Here is a 17,118-nt window from a genome sequence, read left to right on the forward strand (position 1 = left end):
GGGGGCGGACATCGTCTTGTCCAGGTTGCCAGCGGACAGAGCGGGCTTCAGCTTGTCCTTGGCGTCCTGCGTGCGCAGGAACACAAACCGCGCCGGGGATGCGTTGGCCGAGGTCGGGCCCATGCTGAGCAGGGCATAGATCTCCCGCAGGGTGTCATCCGACACCGGCTCGTCACGCCACTTGTTGTGGGTGCGGGCTTCGGTGAACAGCGCGGCCTTGGCGCTCTCGTCGATCGGCATCGCTGCTACATCTCGACCTGTTGGACGGAGATAACCTCCGGAACATAGTGCTTCAGCATGTTCTCGATGCCGTGCTTCAGCGTGGCCGAGGAGGACGGGCAGCCAGAGCAGGCGCCCTGCATGTGCAGCATCACCACGCCCTCGCGATAGCCGCGGAACACGATGTCGCCGCCATCGCTGGCGACGGCCGGGCGCACACGGGTGTCGAGGAGTTCCTTGATCTGCTCCACGATCTCGCGATCTTCCGGTGCCACGTCCTCGTCCAGCGCGTCATGCGTGCCTTCCATGACCGGGCGGTCGGCGACGAAATGCTCCATGATCAGACCCAGCACTTCCGGGCGCAGCGTCTGCCAATCGGCCAGGTCGGACTTGGTGATGGTGACGAAATCGCCGCCCAGGAACACGCGGGCCACGCCCGGGAGCTGGAACAGGGCGTGGGCCAGCGGGGATCGCTCGGCGGCGGAAGCGGTGGCGAAGTCGGCGGTGCCGTCCCCCATCACGTCCCGCCCGGGCAGAAACTTCAGGGTTGCCGGGTTTGGGGTGCCCTCGGTCTCGATGAACATCTGCGAACCTTCCGAATGGGGACCGCGCCGGTCCTGTCACCTGTCTTAATTGGCGATCGGGTGGCGTGAAGCAAGGGCGAACTCGGCGTAGAAGGGTTGCGGGGTCCGCACGCCGACGCTGACGGCGGACCAGAAACAGGAGAACACCGATGCTCGCTGCTTTCTACGAGCGCCAGGGCGCTGCCAAAGACGTGCTGCGGGTCGAGGAGATGCCCACGCCGAATCCTGGGCCGGGCGAGGTGCGGGTGCGGCTGCGCAGTTCGGGGGTGAACCCGTCGGACGTGAAAAGCCGCGCGGGGAGCCGGCCGATGCCGGGGCCGCGGATCATCCCGCATAGCGATGGCGCCGGGGAGATCGATGCGGTCGGTGCTGGCGTGCCGGAGAGCCGGGTGGGGGAGCGCGTGTGGATCTGGAATGGCCAGTGGAAGCGGCCATGGGGCACGGCGGCAGAGTATATCGCCCTGCCCTCCCGCCAGGCGGTATTGCTGCCAGCCGAAGTCGACTGGGCGGCGGGCGCGTGCCTGGGGATCCCCGCGCTGACGGCGTGGCAGGCGGTGCGGCTAGCTGGGGCCGAGCCGGGGCGCACTCTGCTCGTGGCGGGCGGGGCTGGTGCGGTTGGGCATTACGCAATCCAGATTGCCCGGGCGCGTGGGGCACAGGTGTTGACCACGACCAGCAGCGAGGCGAAGGCCGCCCATGCCACGGCAGCCGGGGCGCACGCGACGATCGATCGGCATAAGGACGATTTGGGGGAGAAGGTCCGGTCGCTGACCAATGGGCTGGGTGTGGATGGGGTGGTGGAGGTGGATTTCACCGCCAATGCCCGGCATCTGCCCGCCACGCTGCGGCCGCGCGGCCATGTGGCGATCTATGGCATCGGCGCACCGGAATCGGCGGTGCCGGTGGGCTGGATGTTGTTCAACAGCATCACCGCTGCGTTCTTCATCGTCTACGAGCTGAGCGACGCAGACCGGGCGATCGCCGAGGCCGGGTTGGGCGCGATGCTCACCGCCGGGTCATTGCAGCATGCGGTGGGTCTGCGGCTGCCGCTGCGGGACATCGTTGCGGCGCACGAGGCGGTGGAGCAGGGCCGCGTCATCGGCAACGTGGTGCTGGAGATGGGCTAGCAGACTACTCCGCCGCGTCGGCGATGGGCGGGTTGGTCTGGGGCAATTTGGCCCGTAGGCGGCGGATGCGGCGGGGGTCGGCATCCAAAACGCGAAATTCCATGCCGGAGGGGTGGGTGACCACCTCGCCGCGGGAGGGGACGCGGCCGGCGATGGTGAAGATGAGGCCGCCCACGGTGTCGATGTCGGCGGAGCGCTCGTCGTCCGTCAGCACCGCGCCGAAGCGGGTTTCGAAATCATCGACGGGCAGCCTTGCATCCAGGTCCAACGTGCCGTCCGGACGTTCGGTGACGAGGGGGACGTCTTCCTCGTCGTGCTCGTCGGCGATATCGCCGGTGATGGTTTCGACCAGATCCTCGATCGTGACCAGGCCGTCGATGCCGCCGTATTCGTCGACGACCAGGGCCATGTGCATGCGGGCCTGGCGCATTTGCAGCAGCAGATCCAGCACGGGCACTTGTGGCGCGATCATCAGGGGTGAGCGGACGATCGCTTCGAGTTCGAAGGCATCCGGGCGGCCGACATAGCCGAACACGTCCTTGATGTGGACCATGCCGACGATCTCGTCCAACTGCTCCCGGAATACCGGCATGCGCGAATGACCCTCGCGCCGGATCTGTTCAAGCGCCTGGTCCAATGTCACGTCCACCGGCATGGCGATGATGTCGGCGCGGGGGATCATCACGTCGTCGGCGGTGGTGCCGCGCATGCGCAGCACGTTGGCGATGAGCGCGCGTTCCTGGCGGTCTAGTTCCGGAAGCTCGCCGGGCTGTTGCGTTGCGTCCTCCGCCTCCTGCACCAATTCGGCGATGCTGTCGCGCAGGCTGTGCTCGGCATTGCGGCGCCAAAATAGCTGGCGGATGCCGTGCAGGAAGTGGCGGCCCCTGGTGTCGCTCATGTGCGGCGCCATGGGTTAGGGACGCGGAGGGCGTGCAGGATACGCGCCTCCTGCAGTTCCATTCGCCGCGCCTCGCCGGCACCGCCATGGTCGTGGCCGCGCAGATGCAGGGCGCCGTGCACCACCAAATGCGCCAGCACGTGGGACATGCGGCGGCCGGCGGCCTTCGCCTCCCGCCGGACCACGCCGGCGGCGAGGATGACGTCACCGCTGTCAAAGGTGAGCACGTTCGTGGGTTTATTGCGGCCGCGATGGCGAGAATTCAGGCGTTTCACCGCGAGGTCGGACGCGAGCACGACCGTGCCCACGCCGCCCGCAGCGACGGCAGCGCGAGCCGCCAGCCGGTCGGCCCCGGGCACCATCCTGCGCCAAGCGGGGTCCGCTACGATGATCGCCGGGCTATCCCCCCACAATCGTGGGGGTTCGCCGGGGTCCGCGAAAGCCTGGCCCTGAGGGGCTAGGCTTCGACTACTTGGGGGCTCCATCACTCTCCCGCTTGGCGCGGCCGCGGGTATCCCGCTCGGCCACCGCCCGTTGCTCGTAAGCATCCACTATACGCGCAACCAGTGGATGGCGCACCACGTCTCGTACATCGAAACGGTTAACACCTATGCCTTGCACGCCCTCCAGCGTGTCCAGCGCCTCCCGCAGGCCGGATCGGGTGCCGGGCGGCAGGTCGATTTGGGTTAGATCGCCGGTGATCACCATGCGGGTGCCCTCACCCATGCGGGTCAGGAACATCTTCATCTGGGCGGGGGTGGTGTTCTGCGCCTCATCCAGGATGACGAACGCATGGCTGAGTGTCCGGCCGCGCATGAAGGCGAGCGGGGCAACTTCGATCTCGCCCACCGCGATGCGGCGGGCCATTTGGTCGCCGGGCATCATATCGCCCAATGCGTCGTAGAGCGGGCGCAGGTAGGGGTCGACCTTCTCCTTCATGTCGCCGGGCAGGAAGCCGAGGCGCTCACCAGCCTCGACGGCCGGGCGGGATAGCACGATCCGCTCGACCTGGCCGGCGAGCAGCATGGCCACGGCCTGGGCGACGGCGAGGTAGGTCTTGCCAGTACCGGCGGGGCCGATGCCGAACACCATCTCGTGCCGGCTGAGCATTTCCATATAGGAGGATTGCCCGGGCGAGCGTGGGCCGACGGAGCCGCGGCGGGTGCGGATGGCGGGCAGATCGGCCAGGGGCAGGCGTGGGTCGGCCTCGGCCGTGCGGGCGTTGGTCATGCGGATGGCGGCGTCCACGTCTCCACTGGCGACAGTTTGACCGGTGCGCAGGCGCTGCCACAGGCCACCGAGGGCGGCTTGTGCCGCTTCGACCCGCGCCGGATCACCGCTGATCGACACGCGATTGCCGCGACAGGCCAATCGCACGCCCAACCCTTGCTCCAGCCGCGACAGATGCCGGTCATGATCCCCGAGCAGCAGCGGCAACAAGGCATTGTCTTCGAACTGCATCGTCACTGCGCGGCCGGTGAGGCCAGGCGGGATGGTCACGGCAAGGGCCGGGGCGGGTTGTGTCAAGCGCGGGCGAGCTCCTCTACCAGAAATCCGGGATCAAGGATCCCGGACAGGGATGTGGGGGTGGTGGCGACGATCTTCACCGGGACCTCGGTGCCGATGAGCGACGCGGAGCCGGGAAAGTGCACCGGCTGCAGCGCGGGGGTGCGGCCGCCCATCTGTCCGGGGCGTCGCCCGGGGCCAGTGACCAGCACGGAAACGATCTGCCCGGCGCTGGTGGCGTTGAACGCGGCCTGGCTGTCGCGCAGGGCCGCCTGCAATTCCTGCAGCCGCGCATCCTTCACGGCCTCCGGAACCTGGGCGGGTGCGCCGGCGGCGGGCGTGCCGGGGCGGGGCGAGTATTTGAACGAGTAGGCCTGGGCGAAGCCGATGTCGCGCACCAGGGCCATGGTGGCGGCGTGGTCGGCGTCGGTCTCGCCAGGGTGGCCGACGATGAAGTCGGACGACAGCGCAAGGTCCGGGCGGGCCTGGCGCAAGCGGCCGACCAGATGGCGGTATTCGTCGGCGGTGTGGCGGCGGTTCATGGCCGTCAGCATCCGGTCGGAGCCGGATTGGATGGGGAGGTGCAGGAACGGCATCAGCGCGGGGATGTCGCGGTGGGCGGCGATGAGGGCGTCGTTCATGTCGCGGGGATGGCTGGTTGTGTAGCGGATGCGCAGCAGGTTCGGGATCGCGGCCAGGGCGCGGACTAGGTCGGCCAGGCCCCAGGTGGAACCGTCGGTGCCGGGCGCGGACCAGGCGTTGACGTTCTGGCCCAGCAGGGTGATTTCGCGGGTGCCCCCGGCGACCATGCGGCGGGCCTCGGCGAGCACGGCCATAGCGGGGCGGCTCATTTCCGCGCCGCGGGTGTAGGGCACGACGCAGAAGGAGCAGAATTTGTCGCAGCCTTCCTGCACGGTGAGGAAGGCGGTGAGGCCTTGGGTGGCAGCCTGTTCCGGCAGGGCGTCGAATTTCTCGACGGTGGCGAAATCGGTCTCGATCACGGCCCCAGCGGCGCGGGCGGCGCGGGCGACCATTTCCGGCAGGCGGTGATAGGTTTGCGGGCCGAGCACGATGTCGACGTAGGGCGCGCGTTCCAGAAGTGCCTCGCCCTCGGCTTGGGCGACGCAGCCGGCGACGGCGAGCACGGTGCGGTGACCGGCCTCGGCCCGGGCGTCCTTGATCCGGCGCAGCTTGCCGAGTTCGGAGAACACTTTCTCCGCCGCGCGGTCGCGGATGTGGCAGGTGTTGAGGATGACCATGTCCGCGTCATCGGCGGTGGCGGTCGGCGCGTAGCCCAGCGGGGCGAGCACGTCGGCCATACGGGCGCTGTCATACACGTTCATCTGGCAGCCCCAGGTGATGACGTGCAGGCGCTTCGGATCGGTCATGGGGCCAGTTGCTTCCAGGCACCGCCGCCGGAGAAGCCCGGCAGCGAAGCGGGAGCACTTATCCTCACGCGCAGGCGGGTCAAGGTCCGCAGCGGATTCGGGCCTCCATTCTTATGGGATCAGAGTGACAGACGGGGCGGCCCGACTGTCAAGCATCGTAACGATGACGAGTGCGGCGTGGTGGCGCCAAGGTCACGCTGCGGCCTGGGCGGGGAGGCTGGGATGCACCAGAAGCAGCGCCTGGTCTTCCCGGTTCTGGCGCATGGCGGCGGCGCCGGCGGCCACCGCATCCCACGTCGCCTGCGCCAGGACCTTGCGGTTGAGGAAGTCGCGCGGGTCCAGCGGCGGATGCACCAGGATCGTCACCCGCATGCCGCGCCATTGCGCCAGGTGCCAGAAATGATCGGTCAAGTTCATGTCGCCATACCAGGCGAAAAATGACCGGGTGCTGCGCCGGGTCGGCAGGCCGCCGAGCCGGTCGTATACGACGGAGATCGGCTGGATCAGCGGCGGCTGCGGACCCTCGGCGATGGAGAAGAACGCGGAGCGGAACGGGAGAACCCGGCTGCCGTCGGAACTGGTGCCCTCGGGGAACAGCAGCAGGTCGTCGCCGTGCTCGAGCCGGGCACGCATGTCGTCCCGTTCCCGCCCCGTGGCGCCGCGGGTGCGGGTGACGAAGACGGTGCGGCCCAGGCGGGCGACGAGGCTGACGCCGGGCCAGGTGGCGATTTCGTCCTTGGACACGAAACACGCCTCGAGCCGGCCGCCGAGTACGGGAATGTCGAGCCACGAGCAATGGTTGGAGGCGTAGATGACCCGGCGCCCCTGCCCGTTCGCCATCGGTGCGCCGACGACGCGCACGCGCACGCCGATCAGCCAGGTGAAGACAGACCAGTAGAGCCGGGCGAACGACACCTTGGCCCGGCCCGGCAGCGCCAGCAGCACGGCCTGCACCACGCAGGACAGTAGTGTCCAAAGCACTGCGATGACGCCGCGACGCACCACGCGCATGCCACGCAGCACGCGGCGGCCGCTGCTGATGTCGTCCTGCCACTGGCCGGCCTTGTGGGCCGCCGCATCGCTGAAACCTGGGATGGCGGAGCGGCCTTCGGAGCCACGCCGGCTGCTGAGTGGGGCTGCCATGGTGCGGAAATAGCCTGTGCAGGGCGCTGGAACAATGACGTAGCAGTGACCAAAGGGCGTCACTTGGCGCATTAACACGTCTCGTTATTTGCGATCTATCCCTGTATAGCGCGAAGTATGCCTCGCCGCCGCATCATCCGACGCCTGGCCCTGTTCGCCGCAGTTGCGACCACGATCCAGCCCACGGCACGGGCCGCGGACCCACAACCGTACGACATTAAAATAGCGCCCACCGGGGATGCCGCGATCGACGGCGCGCTGCATGACAGTTCGACGCTGATATCGCTGCGGGAAAGCGCGCCTGTGGGGCCGTTTGCGCTGGTGACGCGGGCGCAGGGCGATCAGGACCGGCTGCAGACCGCGCTGCACAGCTTCGGCTATTACGACGGCAAGGCCATGGTCCGCATCGATGGCCGCGCGCTGGACGATCCGGGATTGCCCGACGCGCTGGCGGCCAAGCCGGCCAATAGCAAGGCCGACATCGCCATTACGGTGGACCGCGGGCCGGTCTTCCATCTGCGCCGGGTGACGGTGGATGGCGCGATTTCGGATGCGGACCGGGCCAAGCTTGGCATCAAGCCGGGTGACCCGGCCATCGCCTCCGCGGTATTGGCGGCGCAGGACAATTTGCTCGATTCGCTGCGGGCGAGCGGCCATGCTTTGGCGAAGGTCAGCAATCCGGACGCGGTGGAGACGCCGGCGGACAAGGTGCTGGACGTGACGTTCCACGTGGATGCGGGGCCGCGGGTCGATATCGGCGCGATCGACGTGGACGGGTTGAAGGTCACCAACGACAGCTATGTCCGGCGGCGCCTGCTGGTGCATCCGGGCGAGCAATATAGTCCGGCGACGATCGAGAAAGCACGGCAGGACCTGTCGGCCAGCGGCATCTTCTCCTCCGTCGACGCGCGCATTCCGGACCATCTGGCGCCGGATGGAAGCATCCCGCTGACGTTCACCGTGGCGGAACGGCCGCGCCATGCGGTGTCGTTCAACATCGCGTATTCGACCGATACGGGGCCGACGGCGGGAACGACCTTCACCTACCGCAACGTGTTCGGCAACGCGGAGACGCTGACGCTGGGGGCGGCGATTACGCAGGCGGAGACGGGGGCGGAGGTGAAAGGCGCCGGCTACAACTTCAACGCCACCTTCACCCAGCCGGACTGGCTGCGGCGCGACCAGTCGCTGACGTACAATGCGGGCTACGTGAAGGAGAACCTCTACGCCTACAGCCGCAAGGCGGAGTTGGGCGGCGTGTCGTTCAGCCGCAAGTTCACCGACCAGTGGAGCGGCTCCGTCGGGATCAGCGGCGTGCAGGAGCGGGTGACGCAGGAGGGGATGACCGACGATTACAGCCTGGTCGGCGTGCCGATCGGCGTGACGTACGACAGCACCGGGCCGGATGGGCTGTTCAACCCGACGCATGGGATCAAGGGCAAGCTGGTGGTGACGCCGACGGCGCCGTTCGGGGGCAACAGCACGTTCTTCACCTCGATCGTGGCCAGTGGCTCGACCTATTTCAACCTGGCGGCAACCGAGGGGCGCAGCGTGCTTGCGGTGCGTGGGATGGTGGGGTCGATCCAGGGCGCCAGCACGTTCGAGGTGCCCCCAGACCAGCGGCTGTATGCGGGTGGGAGCGCCACGGTGCGGGGATATCGGTTCCAGTCGCTCGGGCCGCGCTTTCCCAGTTTGCGGCCGACGGGGGGGACGTCCGTCACGGCGGGCACCATCGAGTACCGACAGCGGTTCGGCGAAAGCCTGGGCGCGGTGGCGTTCGTGGATGCGGGCCAGGTGGGCAGCACGTCCGCCCCGTTCAGCGGCACGCTGTTCACGGGCGTGGGGATTGGCGCACGGTATTACACCTCGATCGGGCCGATCCGGCTGGACATTGCGGTGCCGCTGAACAAGCGGCGCAAGGATGAGATCGCGGAGGCCTATATCGGGCTGGGGCAAGCTTTCTGATGCGCACCGTGCTGCGGATTCTCGGCTGGGTGGTTGGCGTGCTGGTGCTGGCACCGATCTTCGTGGTGCTGGCGGCGATCCTGCTGCTGAACATCGACCCGGGCCGGCGCCTGGTGGAGCGGCTAGCCGGGCAGTTGACGGGCGGCCAGATCGAGATCGCCGGGTTGGCGGGGCGGTTTCCAGACGCGCTACGGCTGGGCCATGCGGAGGTGCGAGACGCCAAGGGTGCGTGGCTGACGCTGGACGACGTGGCGCTGGACTGGTCGCCGCTGGCCCTGCTGCACAAGGAGGCCCGGGTCGAGATGCTGTCTGCCGGGCGGATCGTGGTGGCGCGGTTGCCGGAGACGGCGCCAAGCGCGTCCACGGCGTCGCCCGCTAGCAACGAGCCGTTTTCGCTGCCGGTGCGTGTGTCGGTGGAAGCGATCCATGTGCGGCGGGCCGAGATTGGCAAGCCGGTGGCGGGTGTGGCCGCCGTGGTGGCGCTGGATGGCAAGGCGCACCTCGCCTCGCTGGAGGATGGCGATGCGGATGTGACGATCGACCGGCTGGATTCGCCGGGGAGCTACGAGGTGCATGGCACGATCGACCCGACGCATCTGGCCGCCCGGTTGCGCGTGGCGGAGCCGCCGAAGGGGCTGATCGCCGCCATTGCCAAGCTGCCGGATATCGGCGCGATCGGGCTGACTGCCAGCGTGGACGGTCCCCGCACGGCGGAGGCGACGGCGCTGGAATTGGCTGCCGGGCCGCTGCACGCGACGGCGAAGGGTGTGGTCGATATTGCCGGGCAATCGGCGGATTTGGACGTGGTGGCGAACGCCCCGGCGATGACTCCGGCGCCGGGCGTGTCGTGGCAGTCGGTGGCGTTGGACGCGCATGTGCATGGGCCGTTCACCAAGCCGGATGCGACGGGGACGCTGCGGCTGAGCGGGTTGGCGGCGGGTGGCGCCCAGATCGCGACCTTGTCCGCCGATCTGTCGGGCAACCAGGGCGCGGCGGCGTTGCGCGCGACGGTGGAGGGGCTGCGGATTCCTGGGCCGAAGCCGGATCTGCTGGCTGGTGCGCCGCTGGTGCTGCAGGCGGATGCCCGGCTGGACACGCCGGCTCGGCCGTTGAATTTCACCCTGACGCACCCCCTGCTGCAGGCGAAGGGGACGGCCAATACCGGGGGCGACATCACCGCGCATGTCGATCTGACGGCGCCGGATTTGAAGCCGCTGGCGGCGGTGGGCGGGGTGGATCTGCAGGGGCGGACGCAATTGGCGGTCGATGCCACGATGGCCGGCGGCACCACGAATGTGACGGTCGATGGCACGCTCGGCATTACCGGCGGGATGGCGCCGGTGCCCGGCCTGGTCGGCGATGCGGCCAAGCTGGGCGTGACGGTGGCGATGACCGGCAGCGACATCACCATCAGCCGAGCCCAACTGGCCGGCCGCACGCTGAGCCTGGATGCCAGCGGGACGGATAAGGCTGGCGCACTGGACGTCCGGTACAAGGTTGGGTTGAGCAATCTGGCCGTGCTGGCCGCGAGCATCGAGGGCGCGCTGACGGTCGAGGGCACGGCGAAGGGGCCGACGGATGATCTGACCGTCGCGGCAAATGTCGCGGGCGATATCGGCACCAAGGGTGTGCCGCGTGGGCCGGTCAAGGTGTCGCTGAACGCCACCGGGTTGCCCGGCAAGCCCGCCGGGGCGGTGGTGGCGCAGGGCACGCTGGAGGGCGCGCCGCTGAACCTGTCGCTGCACGCGGATCGTTCGGCGGACGGCGTGCTGCGTGCCACGATCGAGAAGGCGGATTGGAAGAGCCTACACGCCGAGGGCGGTGTGACGATGGCGCCGGGGGCCACTCTGCCGGACGGCAAGGTAAGCCTGCGCATGACGCGGCTGGAGGATCTGCGCGCCCTGGTGGGCCAGGCCGTCAGCGGCAGCGTGACCGCGGTGGCGGACATGCAGGGCGGCGTGGCCAAGCTGGACCTGACGGCCCTTCGCGCCGGCATTCCCGGCAGCAGCGTCGGGCGCGCCGTGCTGGCGGCCCGAGTGACCGACCCCACGACTCGCCCGGTGGTGGCCGCAACGCTGAACGCGGACGGGATCGAGGCGAGCGGCATGGGCGGCACGGCCAAGCTGGCAGTGAACGGGCCGCAGGACGCGCTGGCCATCAAACTGAATGCCGCGCTGAGCAATGTGGCCGGTGCCAATGCCACGGTGGACACTGCGGCCACGCTGAACGCGACGGCTAGGACGGTGCAGCTTGCGGCGCTGACGGCGGATTGGAAGGGGCAGACGATCCGTTTGCTGGCCCCTGCCCGCGTCAGTTTCGGGGACGGGGTGGCGGTGGACCGGCTGCGCATCGGGCTGCAGCAGGCGGTGCTGGAGTTGGCCGGCCGGGTGACACCGGCGCTGAACCTGACTGCCTCGCTGCGGGGGGTGACGCCGGATCTGGCCAAGCCGTTTGCGCCGGCGGTGGATGCCACGGGGGAGATCAGCGCGGATGCGAAGCTGACGGGCACACCGGCCGCGCCATCTGGGACGGTGCGGCTGACGGCCACCGGGCTGCACATGCGCAGCGGGCAGGCACGGGCGCTGCCGCCGGCCAACATCACCGCGACGGCGCAATTGGCAGGGCAGTCGGCGACGGTGGATGCCCGGTTGTCCGCCGGGCGGTCCAACCTGGCGGTGACCGGGCGGGTGCCGGTGGGCGCTGGGGCGCTGGCGGTGCGGGCGACCGGTGGGGTTGATCTGGCGATGCTGGACCCGATCCTGGCGCCGGATGGGCGGCGGGCTCGCGGCCAGGTGAGCCTGGATGCAGGGGTGAACGGCACCGTCGCCGCCCCGCAGGTCAGCGGCACGGTGACGCTGGCGAATGGCGAGGTGCAGGATTTCGGCCAGGGCGTTCGCGTGACGGCGCTGGCCGCGACCATCCAGGGCAGCGGGCAGACCATCCGGATTGCCAGCCTGACGGGCAAGGCTGGGAACGGCACCATCTCCGCCAGCGGCACGGTGGGGCTGCAGGGGGCGATGCCGGTGGATATTGCGCTGACCATGCGCAACGCCCGGCCGCTGGCGAGCGAACGGCTGACGGCGGATTTGGACGCCGACCTGGCCGTGCGCGGCGATGTGGAAGGCATGCTGTCGGCAAGCGGCAAAATCGCCATCCGGCAGGCCAACATCAACATTCCGGAGCACCTCCCCGTTTCCGTTGCGGTACTGCCGGTGCGGATCGCGGGTGTGCCGCCGCCAGCGCCGCCGAAGCCGGGGCCGGTGATCCGATTGGACCTGCAGTTGGACACGCCGGGGCAGATCTTCGTGCGCGGGCGGGGCATGGATGCGGTGCTGGGCGGCGGGCTGCATGTGGGCGGCACCACGGCGGCGCCGCAGATCATCGGGGGGTTCGACATGCGCCGGGGCACGTTCAGCCTGGCGGGCACGACGCTGACGTTTGCGCGGGGCAAGGTGAGTTTCGTTGGCGCGGGGGTGACCAACAAGATCGACCCGTCGCTGGATTTCGAGGCGGATTCGGCTACGAGCACGGGGACGGCGATGCTGATCGTGAGCGGCTATGCCAGTGCGCCGAAGATCACGCTGTCGTCCTCGCCGCCCTCGCCGCAGGACGAAGTGCTGGCGCAGTTGCTGTTCGGGCGTAGCACGAAGGAGTTGGGGCCGTTCCAATATGCCGAAATCGCCGCGGCGTTGGCCGATCTGTCCGGGACCACCAGCGGTGCGTCGAACCCGCTGGAAGGCGTGCGCAAGGGGTTGGGGCTGGACCGGTTGTCGGTGGGCGGCGGCGCCAGCGGAGGCAGCGGCGGCAGCAGTGCCGCCACGATCGAGGCGGGGAAATACGTCGCTAACGGCGTGTATGTGGGGGCGAAACAGGGCACGACCGGCGCCAATACGCAGGCGACCGTGCAGATCGATATCTATAAGGGGCTGAAGGCGGAGACGGACGTTGGCACCGGCGCGGGCGGGAATAGCGTCGGGTTGTCTTACCAGTTCGAGTATTAAGCATGGGGCGCGGCCCCATACCCCGCCAGGGGATAGTCATCCCCTGGACCCCTTGAAGGGATGAAGGGGACGACTGTCCCCTTCCGGGTGCAGGGCGGAGCCCTGGGCTTAGTACATATGCTGACCGCCGTTGATGGACAGCGTGGACCCGGTGATGAAGTCGCCATCATCGCTGGTGAGGAACACGACGCCGCGGGCGATGTCGCTGGCATGGCCTAGCCGACCCATCGGGATGCGGGCGACGATCTTGGTGAGCACGTCCGGGGGGACGGCGCGCACCATCTCGGTATCGACGTAGCCGGGGGCGATCGCGTTGACGGTGATGCCAAAGCGGGCACCCTCCTGCGCAAGGGCCTTGGTGAAGCCGTGGATGCCGGATTTCGCGGCGGCGTAGTTGACCTGGCCGTATTGGCCGGCCTGGCCGTTGATCGAGCCGATGTTCACGACGCGGCCGAACTTGGACTGGCGCATGCCGTCGAAGGTGAGTTTGCAGAGATTGAAGCACGAGCCGAGGTTGGTATCCATCACCGCGTCCCACATGTCGCGGGACATGCGGGCCATGGTGCCGTCCCGGGTGATGCCGGCGTTGTTCACCAGAATTTCGATCGGGCCGTGCTGCTCGCTGATTTGTTTGACCGCGCCTTCACAGGCGGCGAAGTCGGACGCGTCGAATTTGGCGACCGAAATGCCGGTCGCGTCACTGAAGCTCTTTGCGGCGTGATCGTTGCCGACGTAGCTGGCAACGACGGTGCGGCCGGCGGCGTGCAGTGCCACGCTGATCGCCTCACCAATCCCGCGCGTTCCACCGGTGACGAGGGCTACCCTTGCCATGCTGTTCCTCCCTGATACGGCTAGCCGTGCGGTTCAATCCACAGTGGCGCCTAGCAATATCCTTGCCTCCTAACGCGCGGAGCGCAACGCAGAGTTTCGGCAGCGGTTAAAAAGTCTCCCCGCCCGGTTAAGGGCGGGGAGTTGGAGAGGGTGTCGTGGCGCCCGCGCCTACCGCTCGAGGCACATGGCGACGCCCATGCCGCCGCCGATGCAAAGGGTGGCGAGGCCTTTGTGCGCGTCGCGGCGGGCCATCTCGTGCAGCAAGGTTACCAGCACGCGGGCGCCCGAAGCGCCGATCGGATGGCCGATGGCGATGGCGCCGCCGTTGACGTTCACCTTGCTGGTGTCCCAGCCGAGGTCCTTGTTGACGGCGCAGGCCTGGGCGGCGAAGGCCTCGTTCGCCTCCATCAGGTCCAACTCGTCGGCCTTCCAGCCTGCCCGCTCCAGCGCTTTGCGGCTGGCGGGGATCGGGCCCGTGCCCATGACCGCCGGGTCGACGCCGGCGGTGGCGAAGGAGGCGATCCGTGCGAGCGGTGTGAGGCCACGACGAGCGGCCTCGGACGCGCTCATCACCACCAGGGCGGCGGCGCCATCGTTGATGCCGCTGGCGTTGCCGGCGGTGACGGTGCCGTCCTTGGAGAAGGCGGGGCGCAGCTTGGCCATCAGTTCGGGCGTGGAGTCGTGGCGGATGTATTCATCGTCACTGACGATGGTGTCGCCCTTGCGGCCCTTGACCGTGACGGCGACGATCTCGTCCTTGAACTTGCCGGATTTTTGCGCGGCGGAGGCCTTCTGCTGGGAGGCAGCGGCGAACGCGTCCTGCTGCTCGCGCGTGATTTGGTAGTGCTTGGCCACGTTCTCGGCCGTGGTGCCCATGTGGTAGCCCTGGAAGGCGTCGATGAGCCCGTCCTTCAGCATGGTGTCGACCATGGCGAGGTCGCCCATCTTCTGCCCGGCGCGCAGGTAGGCGGCGTGGGGCGCCATGCTCATGCTCTCCTGCCCGCCGGCGATCACGATCGCGCTTTCGCCGGTGCGGATCTGCTGGGCGGCAAGTGCGACGGAGCGTAGGCCAGAGCCGCAGACTTGGTTGATGGCAAAGGCGGTCTTGCTGTTGGGGATGCCGGCAGCCATCGCGGCCTGCCGCGCCGGGTTCTGGCCCAGCCCGGCGGTGAGCACGTGGCCGAAAATCACCTCATCCACGTCGCCGGGGTCGAGCTGAATACGCTCCATCGCGCCCTTGAGCGCGGCGGTGCCCAGGACGTGCGCGGGCACGTTGCCGAAGGCGCCGTTGAAGCTGCCGACCGGGGTTCGGGCGGCGGCGACGATGACGATGTCGTCGTTTGCGGAGGCAGACATAGCGGCAAACTCCCTGTTTTGCCCTTAACATAGGCAGTCATTGCGCGTGCAACCAGCCCAGCACCGGTTGCCACAGTTCCGAGTGCGCCCGCGCGCCCACCACCATGCCGACATGGCCGCCCGCCGGGCGAAGGATCGTTGCGCCTGGGATGAGGCCGGCCAGGGGTGCCGCGCTTTCAGGGGGGACGATGCGGTCGCGGGACGGGATGGCGACCAGGGTGGGCATGCGCAGGGCCGCCGGGTCGACGATCGTGCCGTCGATCCGCCATTGGCCGGTGGCGGGCGTGTTTTCGCCATACCAGCCGCCGATGCACTCGGCCGCGACGGGGCCGGCCAGGGGCATGCCGTCCCACAGCCAATCCTCCAGGGCGACGAACATGCGGGCGCGCTCGCTGGCTGGGTCGAGGTCGGGGAAGGTGCGGTAGCGGGCGGCGACGCCCTCGGCCCCCTGCATGGCGAACATGCCGTGCACGGCGTCCACTGGCAGGGCGCCGGCAGCGAGCATGGGGCCGAGTTGGATCGCGGCAGCGCTGGCGCGGGGGCCGGCCTGGGGATCGGCGGCATGGAAGTCCCAGGGGGTGGCGAGCAGCACTAGCCCGTTGACGCGGGTTGGGGCACGCAAGGCGGCAGCCAGGGTGAGCAAGCCGCCCATGCAGTAGCCGACGAGGGTGACCGGGCCGGGTAGCGCGGCGATGGCGTTGGCGAGGCGGATGGCGACGTAGTCGGTAAGAGTAAACTGACGTTCGAGCGGGCCGGGCCAGCCCCAGTCCAGCAACACCGGGTGAACCCCATTGGCGGCCCAGAAGCGGAGCATGGATCGCTCGGCCGCGAGGTCCAGAACGTAGGCGCGGTTGATGAGGCTGGGCACCACAAGCAGCAATGGGCCGGTGCCGCCGTAATCCAGCAGGCGGCTGCCGCCCTCCGACCACAGGACGGGCGGGTCGGCTAGGTCGCGCTGGTAGGGGTGACGGCGATAGGCGGCGATGCCGCGCACGAAGGCCGGGTCAAGATTTGGCGGGGGTAGCGGCGGCAAGGCTGCGTTCGAGCTCGGCAATGCGGCGCTGGAGGCGCTCGACGTCATCGCCAGGCCTAGATGCAGGCCCAACGGGCGCGGGCCGCGGCGGCGCATCGGGGCTGGCGCGTCCGGCCGGCTGGTCATTCCGTGCGTCACGCAGCAGCCCTGTCCAGGCGGTAGATGCTGCCGTGATTGCCTCGTGATATTCCTGGTCGACGGCGAGGGCCGACATTTCGCTTTGCCAGATAGTTATCCAGTCCTGCGGGTCGATGAATTCCATTAATTTCGTCACCAGATATCGTGAACGCCCACACGCGGCCTACGCCACCAAGACGCACGCGTGCTATAGTGCGTTGCATGGAGGAACCAATGTCAGTGTCCGATTCTAATCCGCTCCCGGACGGGAAAGCCGAGCAGCCGCCGGTCGTGGTGAAGAAATACGCCAATCGTCGTCTCTATAATACCGAGAGCTCCAGTTACATCACGCTCGACAGCCTTGCCGGCATGATCCGCATTGGGCGGGATTTCGTGGTGTACGACGCGAAGACGGGCGAGGACATTACGCGCGGTGTGCTGACGCAGATCATCGTGGAAGAGGAAAGCAAGGGCCGGGCCATGCTGCCGACGGCATTCCTGCGGCAGATCATTGGGTTCTACGGCGACAGCCTACAGCAATTCGTACCCTCGTATCTGGAGCAGGCAATGTCGTCCTTCGCCACCCAGCAGGAGCAGATGCGAACGGCGATGCAGCAGACGATGGGCAATCTATTCCCCGGCATGAAGGATATCGGCCGCCAGAACGTGGAAATGATGGAGCGGGCCATGAGCCTGTTCACCCCGTTCTATCGCAGCGGCCTGCCGACTCCGTTGAATGGCGAGGCCCCGGCGCCGCAGCCGCCCGATCCGCCGAGTGGCGAGATGGTGGCGCTGCAGCACGAGATCGACACGCTGCGCCAGCAACTGGCCGCCGCCCGCACCGAGGCGCTGAAGGCGGAGTTGCTGAAGACGGAAGCACCAGCGCGCACCGGCAAGAAAGCAGCGGAAAAGACACCCGAGGCGTAGGCGCAGCGCCCCAGTAGGCCTGG

General features: G+C 68.4%; 15 protein-coding genes. 4 read left to right on the plus strand and 11 right to left on the minus strand.

The window, feature by feature from the left end; all coding sequences use genetic code 11:
- A partial coding sequence (locus GSQ76_RS31725) for a nitroreductase family protein (protein WP_254070333.1) occupies positions 1-240 on the minus strand: 240 nt, incomplete at its 3' end.
- A gap of 5 nt (positions 241-245) precedes the next feature.
- Positions 246-803: a NifU family protein gene (locus tag GSQ76_RS10010; protein WP_158743761.1), complete on the minus strand. Its 558-nt coding sequence runs from the start codon at positions 801-803 to the stop codon at positions 246-248.
- A 149-nt stretch (positions 804-952) separates the two neighbouring features.
- Between GSQ76_RS10010 and GSQ76_RS10015 the strand changes: the two genes are divergently transcribed.
- Positions 953-1,930 carry an NADPH:quinone reductase gene (locus GSQ76_RS10015; RefSeq protein WP_158743762.1) on the plus strand — a complete coding sequence of 326 codons (978 nt, stop codon included), beginning with the start codon at positions 953-955 and terminating at the stop codon, positions 1,928-1,930.
- A 4-nt stretch (positions 1,931-1,934) separates the two neighbouring features.
- Here the strand turns inward: GSQ76_RS10015 and GSQ76_RS10020 are convergent, their stop codons facing one another.
- The 5 genes from GSQ76_RS10020 to GSQ76_RS10040 form a co-directional block, all read right to left on the minus strand.
- Entirely contained in the window at positions 1,935-2,828 is an 894-nt protein-coding gene (locus GSQ76_RS10020) for a hemolysin family protein (protein ID WP_254070334.1), read from the minus strand.
- Positions 2,825-3,313, minus strand: a complete 489-nt coding sequence (gene ybeY / locus GSQ76_RS10025; RefSeq protein ID WP_158743764.1) for an rRNA maturation RNase YbeY — start codon at positions 3,311-3,313, stop codon at positions 2,825-2,827. The genes GSQ76_RS10020 and ybeY overlap by 4 nt, the downstream gene beginning before the upstream one ends.
- Positions 3,297-4,289, minus strand: coding sequence for a PhoH family protein (locus tag GSQ76_RS10030; protein ID WP_158743875.1), 993 nt, complete (start codon positions 4,287-4,289; stop codon positions 3,297-3,299). Before GSQ76_RS10030 ends, ybeY begins: the two co-directional genes overlap by 17 nt.
- A gap of 62 nt (positions 4,290-4,351) precedes the next feature.
- A complete protein-coding gene (miaB, locus tag GSQ76_RS10035; RefSeq protein WP_158743765.1) occupies positions 4,352-5,722 on the minus strand; it encodes a tRNA (N6-isopentenyl adenosine(37)-C2)-methylthiotransferase MiaB in 1,371 nt (456 codons plus the stop codon).
- A 192-nt stretch (positions 5,723-5,914) separates the two neighbouring features.
- Positions 5,915-6,937, minus strand: a complete 1,023-nt coding sequence (locus GSQ76_RS10040; RefSeq protein ID WP_254070335.1) for a 1-acyl-sn-glycerol-3-phosphate acyltransferase — start codon at positions 6,935-6,937, stop codon at positions 5,915-5,917.
- A gap of 45 nt (positions 6,938-6,982) precedes the next feature.
- Between GSQ76_RS10040 and GSQ76_RS10045 the strand changes: the two genes are divergently transcribed.
- Both GSQ76_RS10045 and GSQ76_RS10050 read left to right on the plus strand, forming a co-directional pair.
- Positions 6,983-8,830 carry an autotransporter assembly complex family protein gene (locus tag GSQ76_RS10045; RefSeq protein ID WP_158743767.1) on the plus strand — a complete coding sequence of 616 codons (1,848 nt, stop codon included), beginning with the start codon at positions 6,983-6,985 and terminating at the stop codon, positions 8,828-8,830.
- Positions 8,830-12,831, plus strand: a complete 4,002-nt coding sequence (locus GSQ76_RS10050) for a translocation/assembly module TamB domain-containing protein (protein WP_158743768.1) — start codon at positions 8,830-8,832, stop codon at positions 12,829-12,831. Before GSQ76_RS10045 ends, GSQ76_RS10050 begins: the two co-directional genes overlap by 1 nt.
- A gap of 108 nt (positions 12,832-12,939) precedes the next feature.
- Here GSQ76_RS10050 and phbB read toward each other — a convergent pair whose 3' ends face one another.
- From phbB to GSQ76_RS31730, 4 genes are all read right to left on the minus strand, one after another.
- On the minus strand, positions 12,940-13,662 hold the full coding sequence (gene phbB, locus GSQ76_RS10055) for an acetoacetyl-CoA reductase (protein ID WP_158743769.1): 723 nt from the start codon (positions 13,660-13,662) through the stop codon (positions 12,940-12,942).
- 168 nt (positions 13,663-13,830) lie between these two features.
- On the minus strand, positions 13,831-15,018 hold the full coding sequence (locus tag GSQ76_RS10060) for an acetyl-CoA C-acetyltransferase (protein ID WP_158743770.1): 1,188 nt from the start codon (positions 15,016-15,018) through the stop codon (positions 13,831-13,833).
- Between the two features lie 37 nt (positions 15,019-15,055).
- On the minus strand, positions 15,056-16,051 hold the full coding sequence (locus tag GSQ76_RS10065) for an alpha/beta fold hydrolase (RefSeq protein ID WP_254070336.1): 996 nt from the start codon (positions 16,049-16,051) through the stop codon (positions 15,056-15,058).
- Positions 16,023-16,313: a hypothetical protein gene (locus GSQ76_RS31730; RefSeq protein ID WP_254070337.1), complete on the minus strand. Its 291-nt coding sequence runs from the start codon at positions 16,311-16,313 to the stop codon at positions 16,023-16,025. Before GSQ76_RS31730 ends, GSQ76_RS10065 begins: the two co-directional genes overlap by 29 nt.
- An 89-nt stretch (positions 16,314-16,402) precedes the next feature.
- Between GSQ76_RS31730 and phaR the strand changes: the two genes are divergently transcribed.
- Positions 16,403-17,095 (plus strand): polyhydroxyalkanoate synthesis repressor PhaR, encoded by a 693-nt coding sequence (gene phaR, locus GSQ76_RS10070; RefSeq protein ID WP_158743771.1) that lies wholly within the window; start codon positions 16,403-16,405, stop codon positions 17,093-17,095.
- Positions 17,096-17,118 lie beyond the last annotated feature (23 nt).

Source organism: Acidisphaera sp. L21 (assembly GCF_009765685.1).
Taxonomy (GTDB): Bacteria; Pseudomonadota; Alphaproteobacteria; order Acetobacterales; family Acetobacteraceae; genus LMUY01.

Coding starts and splice junctions, on each gene's coding strand:
- GSQ76_RS10045 (WP_158743767.1), top strand. CDS start 6,983: ATGCCTCGCCGCCGCATCATCCGACGCCTGGCCCTGTTCGCCGCAGTT.
- GSQ76_RS31730 (WP_254070337.1), bottom strand. CDS start 16,313: ATGGAATTCATCGACCCGCAGGACTGGATAACTATCTGGCAAAGCGAA.
- phaR (WP_158743771.1), top strand. CDS start 16,403: ATGTCAGTGTCCGATTCTAATCCGCTCCCGGACGGGAAAGCCGAGCAG.
- GSQ76_RS10010 (WP_158743761.1), bottom strand. CDS start 803: ATGTTCATCGAGACCGAGGGCACCCCAAACCCGGCAACCCTGAAGTTT.
- GSQ76_RS10040 (WP_254070335.1), bottom strand. CDS start 6,937: ATGCGCCAAGTGACGCCCTTTGGTCACTGCTACGTCATTGTTCCAGCG.
- GSQ76_RS10020 (WP_254070334.1), bottom strand. CDS start 2,828: ATGAGCGACACCAGGGGCCGCCACTTCCTGCACGGCATCCGCCAGCTA.
- miaB (WP_158743765.1), bottom strand. CDS start 5,722: ATGACCGATCCGAAGCGCCTGCACGTCATCACCTGGGGCTGCCAGATG.
- phbB (WP_158743769.1), bottom strand. CDS start 13,662: ATGGCAAGGGTAGCCCTCGTCACCGGTGGAACGCGCGGGATTGGTGAG.
- GSQ76_RS10030 (WP_158743875.1), bottom strand. CDS start 4,289: ATGCAGTTCGAAGACAATGCCTTGTTGCCGCTGCTGCTCGGGGATCAT.
- ybeY (WP_158743764.1), bottom strand. CDS start 3,313: ATGGAGCCCCCAAGTAGTCGAAGCCTAGCCCCTCAGGGCCAGGCTTTC.
- GSQ76_RS10015 (WP_158743762.1), top strand. CDS start 953: ATGCTCGCTGCTTTCTACGAGCGCCAGGGCGCTGCCAAAGACGTGCTG.
- GSQ76_RS10050 (WP_158743768.1), top strand. CDS start 8,830: ATGCGCACCGTGCTGCGGATTCTCGGCTGGGTGGTTGGCGTGCTGGTG.
- GSQ76_RS10060 (WP_158743770.1), bottom strand. CDS start 15,018: ATGTCTGCCTCCGCAAACGACGACATCGTCATCGTCGCCGCCGCCCGA.